Source organism: Enterovirga sp. GCM10030262 (genome assembly GCF_042666435.1).
GTDB lineage: Bacteria > Pseudomonadota > Alphaproteobacteria > Sphingomonadales > Sphingomonadaceae > Allosphingosinicella.
This window is the reverse complement of sequence record NZ_JBHTDC010000002.1, coordinates 396734-416909: the sequence shown is the minus strand read 5'-3', so window position 1 is coordinate 416909 and position 20176 is coordinate 396734. Positions and strand designations below refer to the sequence as shown.

Annotated in this window: 15 protein-coding genes and 1 pseudogene; 9 read left to right on the top strand and 7 right to left on the bottom strand. The window is 67.4% G+C overall.

The window, feature by feature from the left end:
* Nucleotides 1-63 precede the first annotated feature (63 nt).
* Nucleotides 64-609 (top strand): peptide-methionine (S)-S-oxide reductase MsrA, encoded by a 546-nt coding sequence (gene msrA, locus ACFQRC_RS11210; protein WP_379961210.1) that lies wholly within the window; start codon nucleotides 64-66, stop codon nucleotides 607-609.
* A 52-nt stretch (nucleotides 610-661) separates the two neighbouring features.
* Here msrA and ACFQRC_RS11205 read toward each other — a convergent pair whose 3' ends face one another.
* Complete coding sequence (locus ACFQRC_RS11205) at nucleotides 662-1606, bottom strand: L-threonylcarbamoyladenylate synthase (protein ID WP_379961208.1); 945 nt, start codon at nucleotides 1604-1606, stop codon at nucleotides 662-664.
* 54 nt (nucleotides 1607-1660) lie between these two features.
* On the opposite strand from ACFQRC_RS11205, the gene ACFQRC_RS11200 reads away from it, so the two are divergent.
* The 3 genes from ACFQRC_RS11200 to ACFQRC_RS11190 all read left to right on the top strand — a co-directional run bounded on the left by ACFQRC_RS11200 (nucleotide 1661) and on the right by ACFQRC_RS11190 (nucleotide 8506).
* The gene (locus tag ACFQRC_RS11200) at nucleotides 1661-3388 is read left to right on the top strand and encodes an acyl-CoA dehydrogenase (RefSeq protein ID WP_379961206.1); all 1728 of its coding nucleotides are present in this window, start codon (nucleotides 1661-1663) and stop codon (nucleotides 3386-3388) included.
* A 136-nt stretch (nucleotides 3389-3524) separates the two neighbouring features.
* Nucleotides 3525-5990: a hypothetical protein gene (locus ACFQRC_RS11195; protein ID WP_379961204.1), complete on the top strand. Its 2466-nt coding sequence runs from the start codon at nucleotides 3525-3527 to the stop codon at nucleotides 5988-5990.
* A 77-nt stretch (nucleotides 5991-6067) separates the two neighbouring features.
* Nucleotides 6068-8506: an FG-GAP-like repeat-containing protein gene (locus tag ACFQRC_RS11190; RefSeq protein WP_379961202.1), complete on the top strand. Its 2439-nt coding sequence runs from the start codon at nucleotides 6068-6070 to the stop codon at nucleotides 8504-8506.
* A gap of 15 nt (nucleotides 8507-8521) precedes the next feature.
* Here the strand turns inward: ACFQRC_RS11190 and ACFQRC_RS11185 are convergent, their stop codons facing one another.
* Together ACFQRC_RS11185 and ACFQRC_RS11180 are read right to left on the bottom strand one after the other, a co-directional pair.
* Nucleotides 8522-8878, bottom strand: a complete 357-nt coding sequence (locus ACFQRC_RS11185) for a GntR family transcriptional regulator (protein ID WP_379961200.1) — start codon at nucleotides 8876-8878, stop codon at nucleotides 8522-8524.
* Nucleotides 8879-8928: 50 nt separating this feature from the next.
* On the bottom strand, nucleotides 8929-9567 hold the full coding sequence (locus tag ACFQRC_RS11180) for a nitroreductase (protein WP_379961198.1): 639 nt from the start codon (nucleotides 9565-9567) through the stop codon (nucleotides 8929-8931).
* Nucleotides 9568-9638: 71 nt separating this feature from the next.
* Between ACFQRC_RS11180 and ACFQRC_RS11175 the strand changes: the two genes are divergently transcribed.
* The 3 genes from ACFQRC_RS11175 (at nucleotide 9639) to ACFQRC_RS11165 (ending at nucleotide 14174) form a co-directional block, all read left to right on the top strand.
* Entirely contained in the window at nucleotides 9639-11255 is a 1617-nt protein-coding gene (locus ACFQRC_RS11175; RefSeq protein WP_379961196.1) for a peptide MFS transporter, read from the top strand.
* Nucleotide 11256: 1 nt separating this feature from the next.
* Nucleotides 11257-12657 carry an amidohydrolase gene (locus ACFQRC_RS11170; protein WP_379961194.1) on the top strand — a complete coding sequence of 467 codons (1401 nt, stop codon included), beginning with the start codon at nucleotides 11257-11259 and terminating at the stop codon, nucleotides 12655-12657.
* Nucleotides 12658-12773: 116 nt separating this feature from the next.
* Nucleotides 12774-14174, top strand: a complete 1401-nt coding sequence (locus ACFQRC_RS11165; RefSeq protein WP_379961192.1) for an amidohydrolase family protein — start codon at nucleotides 12774-12776, stop codon at nucleotides 14172-14174.
* 38 nt (nucleotides 14175-14212) lie between these two features.
* Here the strand turns inward: ACFQRC_RS11165 and ACFQRC_RS11160 are convergent, their stop codons facing one another.
* From ACFQRC_RS11160 to ACFQRC_RS11145, 4 genes and pseudogenes are all read right to left on the bottom strand, one after another.
* The gene (locus ACFQRC_RS11160) at nucleotides 14213-15217 is read right to left on the bottom strand and encodes an anion permease (protein ID WP_379961190.1); all 1005 of its coding nucleotides are present in this window, start codon (nucleotides 15215-15217) and stop codon (nucleotides 14213-14215) included.
* Between the two features lie 133 nt (nucleotides 15218-15350).
* The gene (locus ACFQRC_RS11155; RefSeq protein ID WP_379962422.1) at nucleotides 15351-15995 is read right to left on the bottom strand and encodes a DUF47 domain-containing protein; all 645 of its coding nucleotides are present in this window, start codon (nucleotides 15993-15995) and stop codon (nucleotides 15351-15353) included.
* Nucleotides 15996-16106: 111 nt separating this feature from the next.
* Nucleotides 16107-16451, bottom strand: a pseudogene (locus ACFQRC_RS11150) (NUDIX hydrolase); the annotation flags it as partial.
* Nucleotides 16452-16591: 140 nt separating this feature from the next.
* Nucleotides 16592-17872, bottom strand: coding sequence for a dicarboxylate/amino acid:cation symporter (locus ACFQRC_RS11145; RefSeq protein ID WP_379961188.1), 1281 nt, complete (start codon nucleotides 17870-17872; stop codon nucleotides 16592-16594).
* Nucleotides 17873-17958: 86 nt separating this feature from the next.
* Here ACFQRC_RS11145 and glmM point away from each other — a divergent pair, with 86 nt between their 5' ends.
* Together glmM and thiD are read left to right on the top strand one after the other, a co-directional pair.
* Nucleotides 17959-19293 (top strand): phosphoglucosamine mutase, encoded by a 1335-nt coding sequence (gene glmM, locus ACFQRC_RS11140; protein WP_379961186.1) that lies wholly within the window; start codon nucleotides 17959-17961, stop codon nucleotides 19291-19293.
* An 88-nt stretch (nucleotides 19294-19381) separates the two neighbouring features.
* On the top strand, nucleotides 19382-20155 hold the full coding sequence (thiD, locus tag ACFQRC_RS11135; protein WP_379961184.1) for a bifunctional hydroxymethylpyrimidine kinase/phosphomethylpyrimidine kinase: 774 nt from the start codon (nucleotides 19382-19384) through the stop codon (nucleotides 20153-20155).
* Nucleotides 20156-20176 lie beyond the last annotated feature (21 nt).

Sequence of the window (20176 nt, the reverse complement as noted above, 5' to 3'; positions counted from 1 at the left end):
CCGGCCCATTTCAATCAGCGGGCCTGCTTCCTATCTGAAAGGCGAGCAGCGAGAGAGGCGACGATGGCGGAACAGCAGGCGACATTGGCGGGCGGGTGCTTCTGGTGCACCGAGGCGATCTTCAACGACGTGATCGGCGTCTCGAGCGTCGAGAGCGGATATACGGGCGGCTCCGTCACGAATCCGACCTACAAGCAGGTCTGCGGCGGCGATACCGGCCATGCCGAAGCGGTGCGGCTGAGGTTCGATCCCGATGTCATTTCCTATGACGATCTGCTCGACATCTATTTCGGAACCCATGACCCGACCCAGTTGAACCGGCAGGGCAACGATGTCGGCACGCAATATCGCTCCGCCATTTTCCTCCATTCGCCCACGCAGGAAGCCTCCGCGCGGTCGGCGATCGAAAGGGCGCAGGCGGATTGGGACAGCGCCATCGTCACCACCGTCGAGCCGCTCGGCGAATGGTATCCCGCCGAGGATTATCACCGCGACTATTTCGAGCGCGAGGGGGACCGCAATCCCTATTGCATGGCCGTGGTGGCGCCCAAGCTCCGCAAGTTCAGGAAGAGCTTCGCCGAGAAGCTCAAGACCCAGCCGGCGGCTTGAGGTTCAGACTTTGAGGATCGTGTCGCCGTAAGCGAGGATCGTCGCGCAAACCTCAGCGTGGCGCCGCCGCGCGGCGGAGGCGGTCGTTGATGGCGGTGCCGAGGCCTTGCTCCGGGACCGGAGCGACGGCGATGGCGGCGCTGTCGGCCGCTTCCGCTTCGTGCAGCCGCTGAAAGAGATTGGCCGCCGCCTCGATCAGGTCGCCGCGCGCGCTCAGGCTGCTGTTTCCCGGCACATCCGCGAAGCCGATCAGCCATTCGCCCTCCCGCGCTTCGGTAGCGCCGAGGCGCAGCTTTTTTGTCGGCGCATAATGGCTCGCCATCTGGCCCGGCGCCTCGATCGTTCGGGTCGAGTCACCGGCAACCGCTCCGAGCGCGGCCGGCGCGATGGGACCCGGGCGGAGCAGCCGAACCTTTCCGCCGCCGACCGCGACGATGGTGGATTCGAGGCCATGGGCGGTCTGACCGCCGTCGAGGATGAGCGGGATGCGGCCGTCGAGACTGGCGGCGACATGCTCCGCGCGGGTCGGGCTGATGCGGCCGCTGGCATTGGCGGACGGCGCGGCGAGGGGCCTTGCCGCCGCCTCCAGCAGCGCCTGCATCGCTGGATGCGCGGGAACGCGAAGCGCGATGGTCGGGAGTCCCGCCGTCACCAGCGCCGCGATGCCGGCGCCCGGCTTCAGCGGCAGGACCAAGGTGAGGGGGCCGGGCCAGAACCACGCCGCCAGATCGCGCGCCACATCGTCAAACTCCGCGATCCGCTCGGCCTCCGCCAGTGACCGGACATGGACGATCAGCGGGTTGAAGCTCGGCCGCCCCTTGGCCGCGTAGATTCGGGCCACCGCCTCCCCGCTGGTCGCGTCGGCGGCGAGCCCGTAGACGGTTTCCGTCGGCACCGCGACCGGCAGCCCCTCGCCGATCAGCCGTGCGGCCTCCGCTATCGCGGCCTTGCCGTAGGGGCGGATTTCCGTCTGAAATGGCGGGTTTCGCGGGCTCACTTCGCCGCGCTATAGCCGGTGCCGGTATCACGCAAGACCGGGGAACCAGACGCCTTGACCTATACGCCGCCGATCGCCGAACAGCGCTTCCTCCTCACCCATGTCGTCAAGATCGACGAGTTCGCCGGGCACGAGGCTTTCGCGGAGGTGACGCCCGATCTCGTCGATGCGATACTGGAAGGCGCCGGCGCCTTCGCGGCGGGCGAATTCGCGCCGCTGAACCGGGTCGGCGACGAGGTCGGCGCGCGCTGGGCCGACGGCAAGGTGACGATGCCGGCTGGCTTCCGCGAGGCCTATCGCGCCTATGTCGACGGCGGCTGGGGCTCGCTGGCGGGGCCGACCGAACATGGCGGGCAGGGGCTGCCGCTCACCCTGGCGAGCATCGTCATGGAGGATCTGGGCAGCGCCAATATGGGCTTCTCTTTGGTCATGATGCTGTCTCCCGCCGCCGTCGAGGCCCTGAAATGGCACGGCACCGACGAGCAGAGGCGCACCTGGATGCCGAAGCTGGTCAGCGGCGAATGGAACGGCACGATGAATCTGACCGAGCCGCAGGCGGGATCGGACGTGGGCGCGCTCAAGACCCGCGCGGTGCGCCAGGACGACGGCAGCTACCGCATCAAGGGCCAGAAGATCTTCATCACCTATGGCGAGCATGACCTCACCGACAATATCGTCCACCTCGTCCTCGCGCGGACGCCGGACGCGCCGGCAGGGACGCGGGGCATCTCGCTGTTCCTGGTGCCGAAATACCGCCTCAACCCGGACGGCACGCCCGGCGAGCCTAACGACGCCCGCTGCGTCTCGATCGAGCACAAGATGGGCATCCACGCCTCGCCAACCTGCGTCATGTCCTATGGCGACGAGGACGATTGCGTCGGGGAACTGATCGGCGAGGAGAATGGCGGGATGCGCGCCATGTTCACGATGATGAACAATGCGCGGCTCAATGTCGGTCTGCAGGGTGTGTCGATCGCCGAGCGGGCGACCCAGGCGGCGGTGGCTTATGCGGCGCAGCGCGTCCAGTCGGCCCGCGCCGGCGCGCCGGACAAGGCGCCGGTGGCGATCATCGAGCATCCCGACGTGCGCCGGATGCTGCTCCGCATGAAGGCGCTGACCCAGGCCGCCCGCGCGCTGGCTTATTATGCCTGGGGCCAGACCGACCGCGCCCATCTCGGCGATGAGGGCGCCCGGGCGCGCGCCGATCTGCTGACGCCCCTGGTCAAGGCCTATGGCACCGATATCGGCTGCGAAGTGGCGAGCCTCGGCGTCCAGGTCCATGGCGGCATGGGCTATATCGAGGAGACCGGCGCCGCCCAGCATTATCGCGACGCCCGCATCGCGCCCATTTACGAAGGCACCAACGGCATCCAGGCGGCGGATCTGGTCGGCCGCAAGCTCGGGCTGGAAGGCGGCGCGGTGCTGGCTTCGCTGCTAGCCGATATCCGCGCCGAGGCCGGCGGCGAGGCGGCGCTGATGGAATTGGTCGATGCCTGCGAGGCCGCGGCCGAGCGGCTGGGGGCCTCGGACGTCGACGATCGGCTGGCCGCCTCCTATCCCTTCCTGACGATGCTGTCGGCGGCCGTCGCCGGCTGGCTGATGGCGCGCCAATGGCAAGTTCTGGAGACCGAAAGCTGCAGCTCGGGCTTCGCGACGATGAAGCGTGCCGCCACCCGCTTCTACCTCGACCGGATCATCCCCGAAGCCGCCGGCTTCGCGGCGCAGGCGATGGCGCGCGCGGACCTGCTCTACAGTTTCGACGCGAGCGCAATGGTCGATTGAGCGGGCTGGCGACGCCCGATCGCGCGCCCGCTCGACTCAAGCGGAAAAATCAATGACACTGTGATCGCCTGGTGATCGAGTCGCCAATGGTGGGGCGACAAGGATCGCGCTGGCACGCCTTGTGGGGAGGCCGACAGTGACCATCGTGATAAACGTCGCAACCCTCGGTTCCGGTGGCTTCCGCATCGGGGGCAATTCGCCCAACGACTCCGCCGGCTATTCGGTGTCGAGCGCGGGCGACCTCAACGGCGACGGGTTCGACGATGTCGTCGTCGGCGTCCCTTACGCGGACCTGGGCGGGAACGAGGCGGGCGCCGCTTACGTCATCTTCGGCAAGGCGGGCGGCTTCGCGCCGCTCAACCTCGCCGCCCTCGCCCCCGCCGACGGCTTTGCCATCGTCGGCGATATCGCCGGCGACAGGGCCGGCGTCAGCGTCAGCGATGCCGGAGACGTCAATGGCGACGGCCTGGCCGATCTCGTCGTCGGCGCGCGGGGCGGGGACGATGGCGGCCCCGGATCGGGCGAGGCCTATGTCATCTTCGGCAAGGCGGCCGGCCTGGGGACGATAGACCTTGGCACGCTCCTCACGGGCGACGGCTTCCAGATCGTCGGTGCGGACAGCGACGATGCGGGTCGATCCGTGGCCGGCGCGGGCGATTTCAACAATGACGGGTTCGACGATCTTATTATCGGAGCCACCGGCCGCGACCTCGGCGGCACCGACACCGGCGGCGCCTATCTCGTCTTCGGCAAGGGGAGTGGATTCGGAACGGTCGATCTCGCCGCGCTGACGCCGGTCGACGGCTTCGCGATCCAGGGCATCGGCGCGTTCAACTTCATGGGCCGCAGCGTCTCCTCCGCGGGCGATGTCAACAATGACGGCTTCGACGACGTGATAATAGGAGCGTTGCAGGGGGAGGGAAGCGGGACGGACTCCGGGCAGGCCTTCGTTCTGTTCGGCAAGAGCGGAGGCTTTTCCAACGTCAATCTCGCCCTCCTCGCTCCCGTCGATGGATTCGTCATCGAGGGCGGCAGCCCTTACGATCTCGCCGGCACCAGTGTTTCATCGGCGGGGGACGTCAATGGCGACGGGTTTGACGACATCGCGGTGGGCGCGATCGGGGTCGGATATGGCGCCGCCTATGTAGTGCTCGGCAAGGCCGGCGGGTTCGGCCCGGTCGACCTCGGCAGCTTGCCTTCCTTCGCCGGCTTCATCATGCAGGGCCAACGGGCGGGCGGACGAGCCGGATACAGCGTCGCCGGGGCGGGCGACGTCAATGGCGACGGCTTCGACGATCTGATCGTCGGCGAACCGTTCGACGGCTTCGGCGCGTTCGACCCGGGCAACGCCTATATCGTCTATGGCAAGGCGCGCGGTTTCGAACCGATCGATCTCGTCAACATCCAGCCCGAGGACGGGTTCGTCCTGACCGGCGCCAGCGTCGCCAGCCGGCTGGGATTGAGCGTCTCGGCGGCGGGCGACGTCGATGGCGACGGCTTCGACGACGTCATCGTCGGGGCGACGAACAGCTATTATGCCAGCACGACTCCCGGCGAAGCCTATGTAGTGTTCGGCGCCGCGCCGACCGACAGCGTCACGCGCATCGGCACGCGCGTCGGTCAGACCATCCGCGGCGGCCTTGGCGACGATATGCTTGACGGGCGCGACGGCGCCGATTTCCTGTTCGGCGCGGACGGAGACGACGAATTGATCGGCGGCTCGGGCGCGGATCGTTTGGACGGCGGCGCCGGCTTCGATCGCCTGCGTGGCGGCTCGGGCAATGACGATCTCGACGGCGGTGTCGGCGGCGACGTCATGTCCGGCGGCTCGGGCAATGACGGCTATCGGGTGAACAGCGCCGGCGACCGCGTCGTCGAGCTCGCCGACAACGGCGTCGACCGCATCTTCGCGCGAATCAGCTACACGCTCACGGACTCGGTCCATGTCGAGACGCTCAACACCCATTCCAACGGCAGCACCACCGCGATCGACCTCACCGGCAATTCGATCGCCAACAAGATCACCGGCAATGAAGGGGCCAACAGGCTGCGCGGCGCGGGCGGCAACGACGTGCTGAGCGGGCTCGGGGGCAATGATCATCTCTATGGCGGCGCCGGGCGGGACACGTTCGACGGCGGCGCGGGTCTCGATCGTATCTATTTCGACATTCCGATCGAGACGGCAAGCTTGGCCGACAGGATCAACGGCTTCGTTCCGGCGGACGATGCGATCATGCTCGATCGCGCGATTTTCTCCGCGATTTCGGCCAATGGCGCGCTGGCGGCGGCCGCTTACCGCATGGGGACGGCGGCGCTCGATTCCAGCGATCGGATCATCTTCCACAGCGCGACCGGCAACATCTTCTACGACGCCGACGGCAATGGCGCGGGCGCGCAGGTCCAGTTCGCCAAGGTGACGGCGGGGACGACGCTCACGCGCGGCGACTTCCAGGCTTACTCGTCGGCCGCCGCCGCCGCGCCTCCGGCCGCCGCCTTCGGCGAGGCGCAGGCCAGCGCGCAATCTTTGCCGGACCAGTCGCGATGGAATGGGCCGATTTTCGCAACCGGCCGTCTCGATGCGACGGAGATGCATATTGTTTGAGCGATGTGAATTGGATCGGACTGTCGGGCAGCCCCGGATGATCGGGTTTGTCCCTGGCTCTCGTGGGGAGACGAATCATGGCCACCATCATTGACCTCTCGACGCTGGGTTCCGCGGGATTTCTCATCCGGGGCGACGCCGGAGACGATTTTGCCGGGAGCAGCGTCTCCGACGCCGGCGACATCAACGGCGATGGTTTTGCCGACATCATAATCGGGGCTCCTTATGGGGACGAAGGCCCCGATACCAATGCCGGCGACGCTTATGTCATCTTCGGCAAGGCGGGCGGCTTTGGCGTCATCGACCTCAGCTCGCTCGGCGCGACGGGATTCGTCATCCACGGCGATAATATGTACGATTTCGCGGGCGCCAGCGTCTCATCCGCGGGCGATGTCAATGGCGACGGGTTCGACGACCTTCTGGTCGGCGCGTTGAACGCCGAAAGCGGGCCCTATGCTTATGGTGAGGCTTATGTGATCTTTGGCAAGGCGGGCGGCTTCGGTCCGATCGACCTGGGCGCCATCGCCCCCGGCGCCGGCATCACCATTCTCGGCCAGGAAAATCTTGGCCGAACCGGCGTCAGCGTTTCCTCGGCGGGGGACATCAACGGCGACGGCTTCTCCGACTTCATGGTTGGCGCGAATTACGATGATATCGGCGCGGCTCAGGATGCCGGCACGGCCTACGTGCTTTTCGGCAAGGCGATGCTTTCCAATATCGATCTCGCCACCATGACCGCTGGCGACGGCTTTCTAATCCAGACCGGGCAGGCGGGCGACTTGCTGGGAAGCAGCGTTTCCTCGGCGGGGGACATCAACGGCGACGGATTCGACGATATCATCGTCGGCGCGCCGCGTAGCGGTTACGGTAGCGACCGGGGTGAGGCTTATGTTTTCCTCGGCAAGGCGGGCGGCTTCACCAATGTCTCGGCTTTCAATGCCGACATGATCATCACGCGGGGCGATAATTTCAACGCATTACTGGGAAACACCCTGTCATCGGCCGGTGACATCAATGGCGACGGGTATGACGACTTGTTGGTCGGCAGCGGCGGCGGTCAGGCCTGGGTCGTTTTCGGCAGCGCGGTTCCCTCCGGCACGCTCGACGTCCTGCTGCTGCCGCTCCAGCCTTCGGCCGGTTTCCTGATCCAGGGCAATGCCCCTGGCGGCACCGTCTCGGCGGCTGGTGATTTCGATAATGACGGATTCGACGACATCATCGTCGGGTTCAGCAATGCGGACGCTGGCGGAGCGGATTCCGGAGACGCCTATATCATCTTCGGAAGGGCGAGCGGCTTCGGCGGGACGATCGACGTTACCACCCTGGCCGACACGGACGGCATCCGGATCCAGGGCGACGCGGCCGGCGATTATGCGGGCGCCAGTGTCTCCGCCGCCGGCGATATGAACGGGGACGGCTTTGACGACGTGATCGTCGGCGCCCCTGGGGGTGGCGACGGAGTCATCAACCCGGGCGAGGCCTATGTGATCTACGGACGGGAGCGGCCCAACGATCTCGACATTCGGGGTTCCGTCGCCAACGACGCCATGTCCGGCGGCGAGTTCGACGACCGGATCGACGGCCGTGGCGGCGACGACACCCTGACCGGCCTCTCCGGCGACGACGAGCTGATCGGCGGCTCGGGCGCGGATCGTTTGGACGGCGGCGCCGGCTTCGATCGCCTGCGTGGCGGCTCGGGCAATGACGATCTCGACGGCGGTGTCGGCGGCGACGTCATGTCCGGTGGCTCGGGCAATGACAGCTATCGGGTGAACAGCGTCGGCGACCGCGTCGTCGAACTCGCCGACAACGGCATCGACCGCATCTTCGCGCGAATCAGCTACACGCTCACGGACTCGGTCCATGTCGAGACGCTCAACACCCATTCCAACGGCAGCACCACCGCGATCGACCTCACCGGCAATTCGATCGCCAACAAGATCACCGGCAATGAAGGGGCCAACAGGCTGCGCGGCGCGGGCGGCAACGACGTGCTGAGCGGGCTCGGGGGCAATGATCATCTCTATGGCGGCGCCGGGCGGGACACGTTCGACGGCGGCGCGGGTCTCGATCGTATCTATTTCGACATTCCGATCGAGACGGCAAGCTTGGCCGACAGGATCAACGGCTTCGTTCCGGCGGACGATGCGATCATGCTCGATCGCGCGATTTTCTCCGCGATTTCGGCCAATGGCGCGCTGGCGGCGGCCGCTTACCGCATGGGGACGGCGGCGCTCGATTCCAGCGATCGGATCATCTTCCACAGCGCGACCGGCAACATCTTCTACGACGCCGACGGCAATGGCGCGGGCGCGCAGGTCCAGTTCGCCAAGGTGACGGCGGGGACGACGCTCACGCGCGGCGACTTCCAGGCTTACTCGTCGGCCGCCGCCGCCGCGCCTCCGGCCGCCGCCTTCGCCGAAGCGCAGGCCCAGCGCGCGGCGCTGGAGGATCAGCTCATGCCGACGCGCGGATTCGTCGAAATGCGGATGGACGCGGACTATCACATAGTCTGAGCGGCGGCGCCCAGATCAGACCAGGGCGCGCTCGACAAGTTCCTCGACGTCGAGCCCCAGTCGCCGGATCTGGGCCGAGATGGCGGGCCAGCGATGCTCCAGGAAGTCCTTGCGTTCGCTCGCCCTGAGCTTCGCCGTCGCGCCCTCGGCGACGAACATGCCGACGCCGCGCTTGACCACGATTAGTCCCTCGTCCTGGAAGGTCTGGTAGGCCTTGGCCACGGTCAGCGGGTTGGCGCCGTGCTCGGCGGCCAGGCTGCGAACCGAGGGCAGGGGGTCGCCGTCACGCACGCCGCCGTCGAGGATGGTGGCGGCGATGGTGTCCCGCAGGCGCAGGTAAACGGGGCGCTCGTCATTGCTCATAACCGACATAGTGTACTAATACAGCAGCGCGCGTCAAGCCCCGATGGTTCATGCCGCGTTCAGCCTTTCGGAAACCATTCCGAGGCGATCTCGGACAGCAGCGGACGGGGCCTTTCCTCCAAGGGCAAGCCGGCCGTGCCGAGGAAGATGAAGCCGGCGATGCGCTCGTCCGCCGATCCGAACGCGTCGCGGACTATGTCCGAATAGGCCGCCCATCCGGTCACCCAGCCGCCCGCGAATCCCAGGCTATGGGCGGCGGCGAGCAGGGCGAGGCAGGCCGCGCCGCAGGAAAGCTCCTGTTCCCAGACCGGGATCTTGTGCGGTGTCACCGGACTCGACAGGACCACGACGAGGCTCGGCGCCTGGTGGGCGAACCGCTCGGCCGCCTCGATCTCGAGCCGTCCCGGCTCCGGATTGACCTGGCGATAGGCGCGATCGAGCAAGGCGGCGAACGCCCCCCGCGCGCTTGCCGGCACATGGACGAAGCGCCACGGGTGGAGCTTGCCATGGTCGGGAATCCGGCCGGCGATGGTGAAGATCGTCTCCAATTGACTTGCGTCCGGACCCGGCGAGACGAGATCGCGGGGCCGGCCGGAGCGGCGGGTCTGGAGAAATTTGAGCGGCGTGGAGAGATCGTTGAGCATCGCCCATGCGCTAGCAGCGTCGCGGCTCTGCAACAATGTGCTTCCCATGAGCATTTATCGCGCTAGTCTGCCCGACCAACGAGGCCGCCCGACGCGGCCCTTCACCGTTTGGGAGTAGCGAGTCAGTGGCCACCGACGCAGCCAATGCCACCGTGGGCGGAAAGACCTTCCTGGGTCATCCCCGCGGCCTCTTCGTCCTTTTCTTCGCCGAGATGTGGGAGCGCTTTTCCTATTACGGGATGCGGGCGATCCTCATCTTCTACCTGCTCCAGCATTGGCTGTTCGCGGAGGACAGGGCCTATATCATCTACGGGGCCTATACGGCCCTCGTTTACATCACGCCGGTGATCGGCGGCTATTTGGCCGATCGCTATATCGGCCAGCGCAAGGCGGTGCAGTATGGCGCCGTCCTGCTCGTCATCGGCCACGGCCTGATGGCGTTCGAGGGCACGGGCGGACAGGATTCGCCCTATCTCAACGTCTTCTGGCTGGCGCTCGCCTTCATCATCATGGGCGTCGGCTTCCTTAAGGCCAACATTTCCGCGATCGTCGGCCAGCTCTACGGCCAGGGCGATCCGCGCCGCGACCCGGCCTTCACCATCTTCTACATGGGCATCAACCTCGGCGCCGCCTTCGGCTCGCTGCTGGTCGGCTATCTCGGCCAGACCTATGGCTGGGCGTACGGCTTCGGCGCCGCCGGCGTCGGCATGCTGCTCGGCCTCATCGTCTTCGTCTGGGGCCGCCCGACTTTGCTCGGCCGCGGCGAAGCGCCCGATGCCGCCGCGCTCAAGCGGCCGGTGATGGGCGTGCCGCTGGAATGGATGGTTTATCTGTCCGGTCTGCTCGGCGTCCTGATCGTCTGGGGCCTCATCCAGTATCAGGAAGTGGTCGGCGGCTTGCTGGCGCTCTTCGGCGCCGTCGTCGTCGCCTATCTGCTGTTCACCGCGGTGTTCAAGCTCGACCGGATCGACCGCGACCGTATCCTCGCCGCCTTGTTCCTGATCGCGCTGCAGCCCCTGTTCTGGGCGCTGTTCGAGCAGGCGGGCTCATCGCTCAACGTCTATACCGACGAGCAGGTCAACCGCGAGATCTTCGGCTGGGAGGTTCCGGCGTCGATGTTCCAGTCGATCAACGCAATCTACATCGTGCTGCTCGGGCCGGTATTCGCCGGCCTCTGGCTGTTCCTGGCGCGGCGCGGGTGGGAACCTTCGACTCCCGCCAAGTTCGGCCTGGGCCTGATGCAGCTCGGCGCGGGCTTCCTCGTCCTCGTCGCCGGCGCGGCCGCGGCCGGGACCGGAAACCTGACTCCAGTCATCTTCATCTTCCTCATCTACCTCCTCCACACGACCGGCGAGCTCTGCCTGTCGCCGGTCGGCCTCAGCGCGATGACCAAGCTGGCGCCGGCGCGGATGGTGGGCCTGATGATGGGCACCTGGTTCCTCGCCAGCGCCGCCGGCAATTTCATCGGTGGCCTGATCGCGCAGGCGACCGGCGGCCATGGCGCCGAGGTCGAGGGCGCCTCGGCCACTCCGGTGATGGATGTCTATGGCACGATCGGCTGGGTCGCCATCGGCGTCGGCGTTGCGGTTATCGCGGTATCGCCTTTCATCAAGCGCCTGATGCATGAAGATGTCGACAACGAGCATCACGATCGGGCGCTGGCGGGCCAGCACGAGATTGGCGAGCCGGCGGCGGCCGGGGTGCATACCGAACAGGAAAAGAAGCCGGGAGAGGCACGCTAATATGGGGATGAAATTGGTCGCGGGGCTGCTCGCAGCTTCGCTGGTCGGCGCCTGCGCCGCGGGAAATGCGGCACCGGAAAGCGCCTCCAGGGCGCCGGCGGAAACTTATTCCCGCAACCCCTATCCCTCCACCTACCAGCCTTATCCGGGCGTGCCGACCCTGGTGACCAACGTCACCATCTTCGACGGCGAGGGCGGGCGGATCGACAATGGTTCGGTGCTGTTCGCCGACGGCGAGATCGTCGAGCTCGGCCAGAATGTCGCCGCGCCCGAAGGCGCGACCGTCATCGACGGCGCCGGCAAATGGGTCACGCCCGGCATCATCGACGTCCACAGCCATCTCGGAAACTATCCGTCGCCCTCGGTCGAGGCGCATTCGGACGGCAACGAGGTCACCGGCCCTGTCCATCCCGACGTCTGGGCGGAGCATGGCGTCTGGCCGCAGGATCCGGGCTTTTCCCGCGCGCTCGCCAATGGGGGCGTCACCTCGCTCCAGATTCTTCCCGGCTCGGCCGATTTGTTCGGCGGCCGTTCGGTGACGCTGAAGAACGTGCCCGCGCGGACCATGCAGGGCATGAAGTTCCCCGGCGCCCCCTACGGCCTCAAGATGGCCTGCGGCGAGAATCCCAAGCGCGTCTACGGCAACCGCAACCAGATGCCCGGCAGTCGCATGGGCAATGTCGCGCTCAACCGCGCGACCTGGGCCAAGGCGGTCGAATATGACCGCAGGTGGGACAAATATGAGGAGGATGGCGGCGACGCTCCCACCCGCGATATCGGCATGGATACGCTGCGCGGCGTCCTCGACGGCGAAATCTCGGTCCACAACCATTGCTACCGCGCCGACGAGATGGCGGTCGTCATGGATATGGCCAAGGAATTCGGCTACGAGGTGTCGACCTTCCACCATGCCGTCGAAAGCTACAAGATCGCCGACATCCTCCGCGAAAACGGGGTCTGCTCGGCGATGTGGGCCGACTGGTGGGGCTTCAAGATGGAGGCCTATGACGGCATCGAGGAGAATATCCCGCTCGTCCACAATGCCGGCGCCTGCACCATCGTCCATTCCGACGACCCCAACGGCATCCAGCGCCTGAACCAGGAAGCGGCCAAGGCGCTCGCCAACGGCCGGCGCATGGGCATCCAGATATCCGACGAGGTCGCGTGGACCTGGCTCAGCTACAATCCCGCCAAGGCGATCGGGGTCGACGACCGCACCGGCAGCCTGAAGCCGGGCAAGATGGCGGACCTGGTGCTTTGGAACGGCAATCCGTTCAGCGTCTATACGCGGCCGGAAAAGGTCTGGATCGACGGCGCTCTGCTCTACGACGCGCTCGATCCGACCCGCCGTCCGGTCACCGACTTCGAACTCGGCCAACCGGGCCAGGGGGACACGAAATGAGGCGTTCCGCTATGCTCACCAAATCCGTTCGGGCTGAGCTCGTCGAAGCCCTTTCCTCCCGTGGCGCGCGCACGGGGAAGGGAAAGAATGCCCTTCGACGGGCTCAGGGCGAACGGGTGGGCTTGCATGTCCTGCTCGCGTGCACCGCGCTTGCCTCGGCCAGCCCCGCTCTCGCCCAGACGGTCGCCATCACCGGCGGAATCGTCGCGATTGGCGACGGCTCGGCGCCGATCGAAGGCGGCACCGTCGTCATCCGCGACGGCCGGATCGTCGCGGCCGGCGCCGGCGTCGCCGTCCCGGCGGGCGCGACCGTCGTCGATGCCAGCGGCAAATGGGTCACGCCCGGCATCGTCGCCGGCTTCTCGCGGGTCGGCCTGGTCGAGGTCGACGCGGTCGATCCGACCAACGACACCCAGGCCAACGGGGCTCCGTTCAGCGCCGCCATCGACGTCGCTCCGGCGATCAACCCGAAGGCGTCCAACATCTCCGTCAGCCGTGCCGCGGGCGTGACCCGCGCCGTCGTTGCTCCGGTCAGCGCGCGCAGCATCTTCGCCGGCCAGGGCGCGGTCATCGACCTCGGTGACGACATGAACCCGATCACCCGCGGCCGCGCCTTCCAGTTCGTCGAGCTGGGCGAGACCGGCGCCGAGGAAGCGGGCGGCAGCCGCGCCGCCGCGCATACCCTGTTCCGCAACGCGCTCCGCGAGGCGCGGGATCTCGGCGGCACTCTGCGCGGCACCAGCAGCCGCGAGGGCGGTCTCGCCAGCGGCGACCCGGTGCAGCAGCAGGATCTTCCTCTGGAGGAGATACCCGACAACCGCTTGCTCTCCTCCGCGCTCGACCGCCCGCAGGACGTGCTCCTCACCCGCTTCGACGCGGCGGCCCTGGTGCCAGTCTTGCAGGGACGGCAGCTCCTGCTCGTCCATGTCGAGCGGGCGAGCGACATCCTCCAGACTTTGGCGCTGAAGCGCGAATTTCCGAGGCTCCGTCTCGTTCTGGTCGGCGCCGCCGAAGGCTGGACCGTGGCCGACCGGATCGCCGCGTCCGGCGTTCCCGTCATCGCCAACGCGCTGACCGACTTGCCGAGCAGCTTCGAGCAGCTCGCCGCCACCCAGTCCAATATCGGCCGCATGGTCGAGGCGGGCGTCGATGTCGGCATCGGCATGCTGGGCGAGGACGAGGCGCGGCAGGTGCGCATCTCCACCCAATATGCGGGCAACCTCGTCGCGCTGAACGACATACCTGGAGCCAATGGCCTGACCTGGGGCGAAGCCTTCGCCGCGATCAGCTCTGGTCCAGCCGAGGCGATCGGCCTCGGCGGCGAGATCGGCTCGCTCCGGCCCGGCCGCCGCGCCGACGTGGTGCTCTGGGATTCCGACCCGCTCGAACTGTCGAGCGCGGTCGAAGGCGTCTGGATCGACGGCGTCCAGCAGCCGCTGGAGAACCGCCAGACCCTGCTTCGCGACCGCTATCGCGAGATCGACCGCGGCGCGCTGCCGGAAGCCTACGACCACTGACCCCGGACTTGCCAGCCTCGCGCTGGCGAGCGGATCGATCAGCCCAGAGCGGCCATGCCCCAATAGAAAGCGGCGCCGATCGCGGCGGCGGCGGGGAGGGTGACCACCCAGGCGATGACGATGTTGCCGGCCACCCCCCAGCGCACCGCCGAGGCGCGGCGGGCGGCGCCGACGCCGACGATGCAGCCGGTGATGGTGTGGGTGGTCGAGACCGGAATGCCGAGCCAGGTCGCCGAAAAGAGCATGATCGCGCCGCCGGTTTCGGCGGAGAAGCCTTGGTGCGGGGTCAGCCGCGTGATCTTCGACCCCATCGTGTGGACGATGCGCCAGCCGCCAAACAGGGTGCCGAGCCCCATCGCCGCCTGGCAGGTGATGACGACCCAGAAGGGAACGTAGAATTCGTCCCCGAGCATCCCTTGCGAGAAGAGCAACACGGCGATGACGCCCATCGTCTTCTGCGCGTCGTTGCCGCCATGGCCGAGCGAATAAAGCGCGGCGGAGATGAGCTGGAGCCGGCGGAAGACCCGATCCGCGAACCGGGCGTTGACCCTGGCGAAGGCCCATGAGGTGACGAGGACCAGCAGCAAGGCGACGAACATGCCGATGGTCGGCGAAAGCACGATCGCCACCGCCGTCTTGGTGACCCCCGACCAGACGATCGCGGCCAAGCCGGCCTTGGCGGTGCCGGCGCCGATCAGGCCGCCGATCAGCGCGTGGCTGCTGCTCGACGGGATGCCGAGTATCCAGGTGATGACGTTCCAGCTGATCGCCCCCATCAACGCGCCGAAGATGACGGTGGGGTCGATCACATTCGCATCGACGATGCCCTTGCCCACGGTCTCGGCGACATGGAGGCCGAAGAACAGGAAGGCGATGAAGTTGAAGAACGCGGCCCAGGCGACGGCGACATGCGGCCGCAGGACGCGCGTCGAGACCACGGTGGCGATCGAATTGGCGGCGTCGTGCAGTCCGTTCAGGAAATCGAACAGCAAGGCGACGCCGATCAGGGCGGCGAGCAGCGGGAAGGCGAGGGCCGGCTCCATCAGCGCCGTCCCGATCCGCTTCCAACCGTTCGGGCTGAACCTGTCGAAGCTCTTTCCTTCCTTCTCCCAAAGCGAAAAAAGGAAAGTCCTTCGACAAGCTCAGGACGAACGGTGTCGGCGGGAAAGAAGTCCATCACGCGTGATCGATCACGATGCCCTGGATCTCGTTGGCGACGTCCTCGAAGCCGTCGAGCACCCGCTCCAGATGGCTGTAGACCTCGCGCGCGATGAAATAGGCCATCGGCTCCGAATGGCCGTGACGATGGAAGATCGTCTTCAGCCCGTCCTCGTGGAGGTCGTCCGCCCCGCCCTCCAGATGGACGATATTCTCGGTGATGAGGTCGAGCCGCCCGCCATTCTTGCCGACCGACCGGAGCAGGGGCACCGCCTCGACGACAAGCCGGGCGGCCTGGCCGGCCAGCGCCGACATTTCGCACATCTGGGGTTCGAAGCTCTGGACGTCGTAGAGCGTGATCGCCTTGGCGGTCTGCTGCATCTCGTCGATCGCGTCGTCCATCGACGAGATGAGGCTGGTGATCGCGCTCCTGTCGAACGGCGTGATGAAGCTGCGGCGCACGGCGAGCAGCACGTCGCGGGTGACGGTGTCGGCCTTGTGCTCGTAATCCCGGATCTGCCGGCAGGCCTCCGGGATCGGGATCTGGCCGGCGAACATCGCGCCCATCGCGTCGGCCGCGCCGACGATCGTTTCCGCATGGGCGGCGAACATGTCGAAGAAGGAATCCTCCTTTGGCATGATCGCCTTGAAATATTTGAACAGGGGGAATTTGCGAGGAGGCGGCGGCGGGGTCGAGAGCGACGCGATCGGCACACGGCTCGCGGCGACCGGAGGCGGCGTGAATCCCCTGATGAGCGCCTTGAGCCCGGGCTCGTCCACCGCCTCCGCCGCTTCTTCCTGGGTGAACCAGCGGGTCTGGCGCTCGTCCTGCTCAGGCCAGTGGCCTGACTGGATGGTCGTGCGGAGCGGGAAGACATGGACGTTCGCCGGAATTGTCGATCCGTCCCGGCGGACCTTGTCGTAGCGATAGGCGCCGACCTCATCGGGCGAGACGAGCCCGGTCAGGCCCGCTTCCTCGAACGCTTCCTGCGCCGCCGATTGCGGTGGCGACAGGCCCGGTATCGGATTGCCGCGCGGCAGCACCCAGCGCCTGGTCGAGCGCGAGGTGATCAGCAGGAAGCGCGGCTCGCCGTCGTCGGCGATGTCGTAGGCGAGCACCCCATATTGCCTGATCACGCCGACGGCCTCCGAAATCGAGAGCGGTCGAGCGCCGCCCGCGCCTACCCCTAGCGGGGGAGCCGGCGGTTTCAAGAAATGTTTCAGTTTTGTGACGGCGAAGGCAGGGGAGGATCGGCGGATTACGCTTTGGTTCCCAGCAGGCGGTCCTCTTCGGCCGGTTCCTCGTCGGTGAAGCCGCTCCGTTCGGACACGGTGGCCGTCGCCGCCATGTCCATGGTGACGTTGCCCAGGGTGCGGAAGATGTCGGGCAGCGTTTCGACCGCGATTAGCAAGGCGAGCGGCGCGATCGGCACCCCCATGGCGAGGCAAATGGGCGCGATCGAGGTGATGAAGCTGGCCTGGCCGGGCACGCCCGCCGCGCCCATCGTCGTGATCGCGGCGGCGGCCACCCCGGCGGCGATCTGGGCCGGCCCGAGCTCGATCCCGAACCAGTAAGCGATGTAGATCACCACCGCGAGGTTCATCGCCGGGCCGGTCGCGCGGAAGATCGCCACCGCCATCGGCAGCACCAGGCCCGACGCCCGTACCGGCACCCCCAATGTCTCGGCGCCGCGCAGCATCGCCGGCAGCGAGGCCAGAGACGATTGGGTGCTGACCGCCACCGCTTGGCTGGGAAGGGTGGCCCGCACGAAGGTGCCGAGGCTCGTCCGGCCGCCGATCGCGCCCAGCGGGAAGGATAGCAGCCAGACGACCACGCCGACCGCCGAGACGATCAGGACATAATGGAGCAAGGCGCCGAACGCCGCTCCGCCCGCCCGCGCGCCGACCACGTAGGCGAGCGCGATCACGCCGACCGGGCCGATCCACAATATCCAGCCGATCATCACCAGCATCGCGTCCGCCACCGCCCGGAAGAAACCGGTCAGCAAAAGCCGCGGCTCGTCCGGCAGCCGCGTCATCGCGAAGGCGAAGACGAGGGTGAACAGGATGAGCGGCAGGATCGCGTCGCTGGCGGCGGCGGCGACGGGATTGCTCGGCACGATGGTACGGACGAAATCCGCGAAGCCCGGCGCCTGCGGCACGGTTTCGGTCGCGGTGAGCGCGGAGCGGAGCGCGTCGGCGGCCTCGGCCGGCAGCGGCCACCATTGGAGAAGCAAAGGCGTCAGCACCATCGCCAGTCCCGACGAAATCCACAGCAGGACGATGAACAGGACCAAAGCCCGCCCCGCCAGCCGGCTCGCCCGCGCCGCCGCCGCGCTCGCCGCGATGCCGGTGATCAGCAGCGACACGACCAGAGGCACGATCGTCATCTGGAGCGCGTTCAGCCACAGGCCGCCGATCGGCTCGGCGATGGCGATGACGCGCTCCACCCACGCGCCGCCGGCCGCGGCGCTGGCGAGGCCGAGCAGCAGGCCGGCGACGAGGGCGAGCAGGATGCGGGTAGGCTGGGACAGTTTCAAAAGCGTCGCCCTTCGGCTCTTATGGCGCTATCACTCCTCTTGATGGCCGGATGGCCGAGGGCAAGCGAAAACGGGACCAGCCTCGCATGACACGAAATTTCTTCGGCACCGACGGGATCAGGGGCCGCACCAACCAGATGCCGATGACGGCGGCGATGGCGCAGCGGGTCGGCCAGGCCGCCGGCGCCCATTTCCTGCGCGGCGGCCATCGCCACCGGGTGGTGCTCGGCAAGGATACGCGCCTTTCCGGCTACATGATGGAAACGGCGCTCATCTCCGGCTTCACCAGCGTCGGCATGGACGTCGTCATGGTCGGGCCGATGCCGACCCCGGCCGTGGCTTTGCTCGCCCGCTCGATGCGCGCGGACCTCGGCGTCATGATCTCCGCCAGCCACAATCCGTTCGAGGATAACGGCATCAAGTTGTTCGGCCCGGACGGCTACAAATTGTCCGACGCCGACGAGGCCGCGATCGAGGCGCTGCTGGAGCGCGAGCCCAAGCTGGTGCCGCCCGCCGAGATCGGCCGCGCCCGCCGCATCGAGGATGCGCGCGGCCGCTACATCCACGCCGCCAAGATGACCTTTCCCGAGCATCTGCGCCTCGACGGCCTCAAGGTGGTGGTCGATTGCGCCAACGGCGCCGCTTATCAGGTCGCTCCGGCGGCCTTGTGGGAGCTCGGCGCCGACGTGGTCGCGATCGGCGTCTCGCCCAACGGCACCAACATCAACGACGGCTGCGGCTCGACCAGCCCCGATCTGCTCAAATGGACGGTGACCAGCTCCGGCGCGGACATCGGCATCGCGCTCGACGGCGACGCCGACCGGCTGATCGTCGTGGACGAGAAGGGCGAGGTCGTGGACGGCGACCAGCTGATGGCGCTGATCGCGTCCGCCTGGCACCGGCGCGGCGCCTTGATGGGCGGCGGTGTCGTAGCGACCGTCATGTCCAACCTCGGCCTCGAGCGCTTCCTCGAAGGGCAGGGCCTGACCCTGGAGCGCACCCAGGTCGGCGACCGCTACGTGCTGGAGACGATGCGGACGCGCGGCTTCAATGTCGGCGGCGAGCAGTCCGGCCACATCATTCTGTCCGATTACGCGACCACCGGCGATGGCCTCGTCGCGGCCTTGCAGGTTCTCGCCGAGCTGGTGACGAGCGGCCAGCCGGCGAGCGCGCTGCTCCGCCAGTTCGAGCCGCTCCCGCAATTGCTCAAGAACGTCCGCTTCGACGGCGGCGCCCCGCTGGAGGCCGCCTCGGTCAAATCCGCCATCGCCTCGGCCGAAGCCCGCCTCCAGGGCAATGGCCGCCTCCTCATCCGCAAGTCGGGCACCGAGCCTCTGATCCGCGTCATGGCCGAGGGCGAGGACGAGGCCCTGGTCCACGAACTGGTCGACAGCATCTGCGATGCGGTGAAGGCGGCGTGAGTCCCTCATCCGTCATTGCGAGGAGCGCAGCGACGCGGCAATCCACAGGCGCCGCCGCTTCGGTCTGGATTGCTTCGCTGCGCTCGCAATGACGGCCACCCCCCGAATCCTGATCATCGCCGGATCCGATTCCGGCGGCGGCGCCGGCATTCAGGCCGATATCAAGACGGTGACGATGCTCGGCGGCCACGCCATGACGGCGATCACCGCCATCACGGCGCAGAACACTTTGGGCGTCGATGCGGTGATGCCGGTCCCGGCCGAAATGGTGCTGGCGCAGATCGACGCGGTGCTGAGCGACATCGGCGCCGACGCGGTCAAGATCGGCATGATCGGCTCGGCCGCGACGGCACAAGTGGTCGCCGAGCGGCTGGAGGGGCTCGACGTGCCGATCGTCTTCGATCCGGTGATGATCGCGACCAGCGGGGCGGAGCTGGCGGATGCGGCGACCATCAAGGCGTTCGAGCGGCTGATGACGATCGCGTCGGTGGTCACGCCCAACCTGCCCGAACTGGAGGCGCTCGGCGGCGAGGCGGCGGTGCTCGCCCACGGCTGCCATCTAGTGGCGAAAGGCGGCCACGCGGGCGGCCCCGTGGTCGTCGACCGACTGTTCTCGCCGTCCGGGCCTCTTCACCGGCTCGAAGGCAAGCGCTTCGACACGGACGACACGCACGGCACCGGCTGCACCTTCGCCAGCGCGCTGGCGACCGGGCTGGGGAGCGGCCTTCCGATCCGCGAGGCATTCGAGCAAGCGGTCCGCTTCGTCCGCATCGCCATATTGTCCGCGCCCGGGCTCGGCCAGGGCCACGGGCCGCTCGGTCATCATCTGGGCGTCGTCCCGTTCGACGAGATCGAAGGTTAGTGGCACCGGCGGGAATCCTCG

What these genes read in the sequence shown, in the direction of transcription:
- thiD (WP_379961184.1), top strand. Translation starts at nt 19,382, where the DNA reads ATGACGGCCACCCCCCGAATCCTGATCATCGCCGGATCCGATTCCGGC.
- glmM (WP_379961186.1), top strand. Translation starts at nt 17,959, where the DNA reads ATGACACGAAATTTCTTCGGCACCGACGGGATCAGGGGCCGCACCAAC.
- ACFQRC_RS11180 (WP_379961198.1), bottom strand. Translation starts at nt 9,567, where the DNA reads ATGCTCATGGGAAGCACATTGTTGCAGAGCCGCGACGCTGCTAGCGCA.
- ACFQRC_RS11160 (WP_379961190.1), bottom strand. Translation starts at nt 15,217, where the DNA reads ATGGAGCCGGCCCTCGCCTTCCCGCTGCTCGCCGCCCTGATCGGCGTC.
- ACFQRC_RS11170 (WP_379961194.1), top strand. Translation starts at nt 11,257, where the DNA reads ATGGGGATGAAATTGGTCGCGGGGCTGCTCGCAGCTTCGCTGGTCGGC.
- msrA (WP_379961210.1), top strand. Translation starts at nt 64, where the DNA reads ATGGCGGAACAGCAGGCGACATTGGCGGGCGGGTGCTTCTGGTGCACC.
- ACFQRC_RS11185 (WP_379961200.1), bottom strand. Translation starts at nt 8,878, where the DNA reads ATGTCGGTTATGAGCAATGACGAGCGCCCCGTTTACCTGCGCCTGCGG.
- ACFQRC_RS11190 (WP_379961202.1), top strand. Translation starts at nt 6,068, where the DNA reads ATGGCCACCATCATTGACCTCTCGACGCTGGGTTCCGCGGGATTTCTC.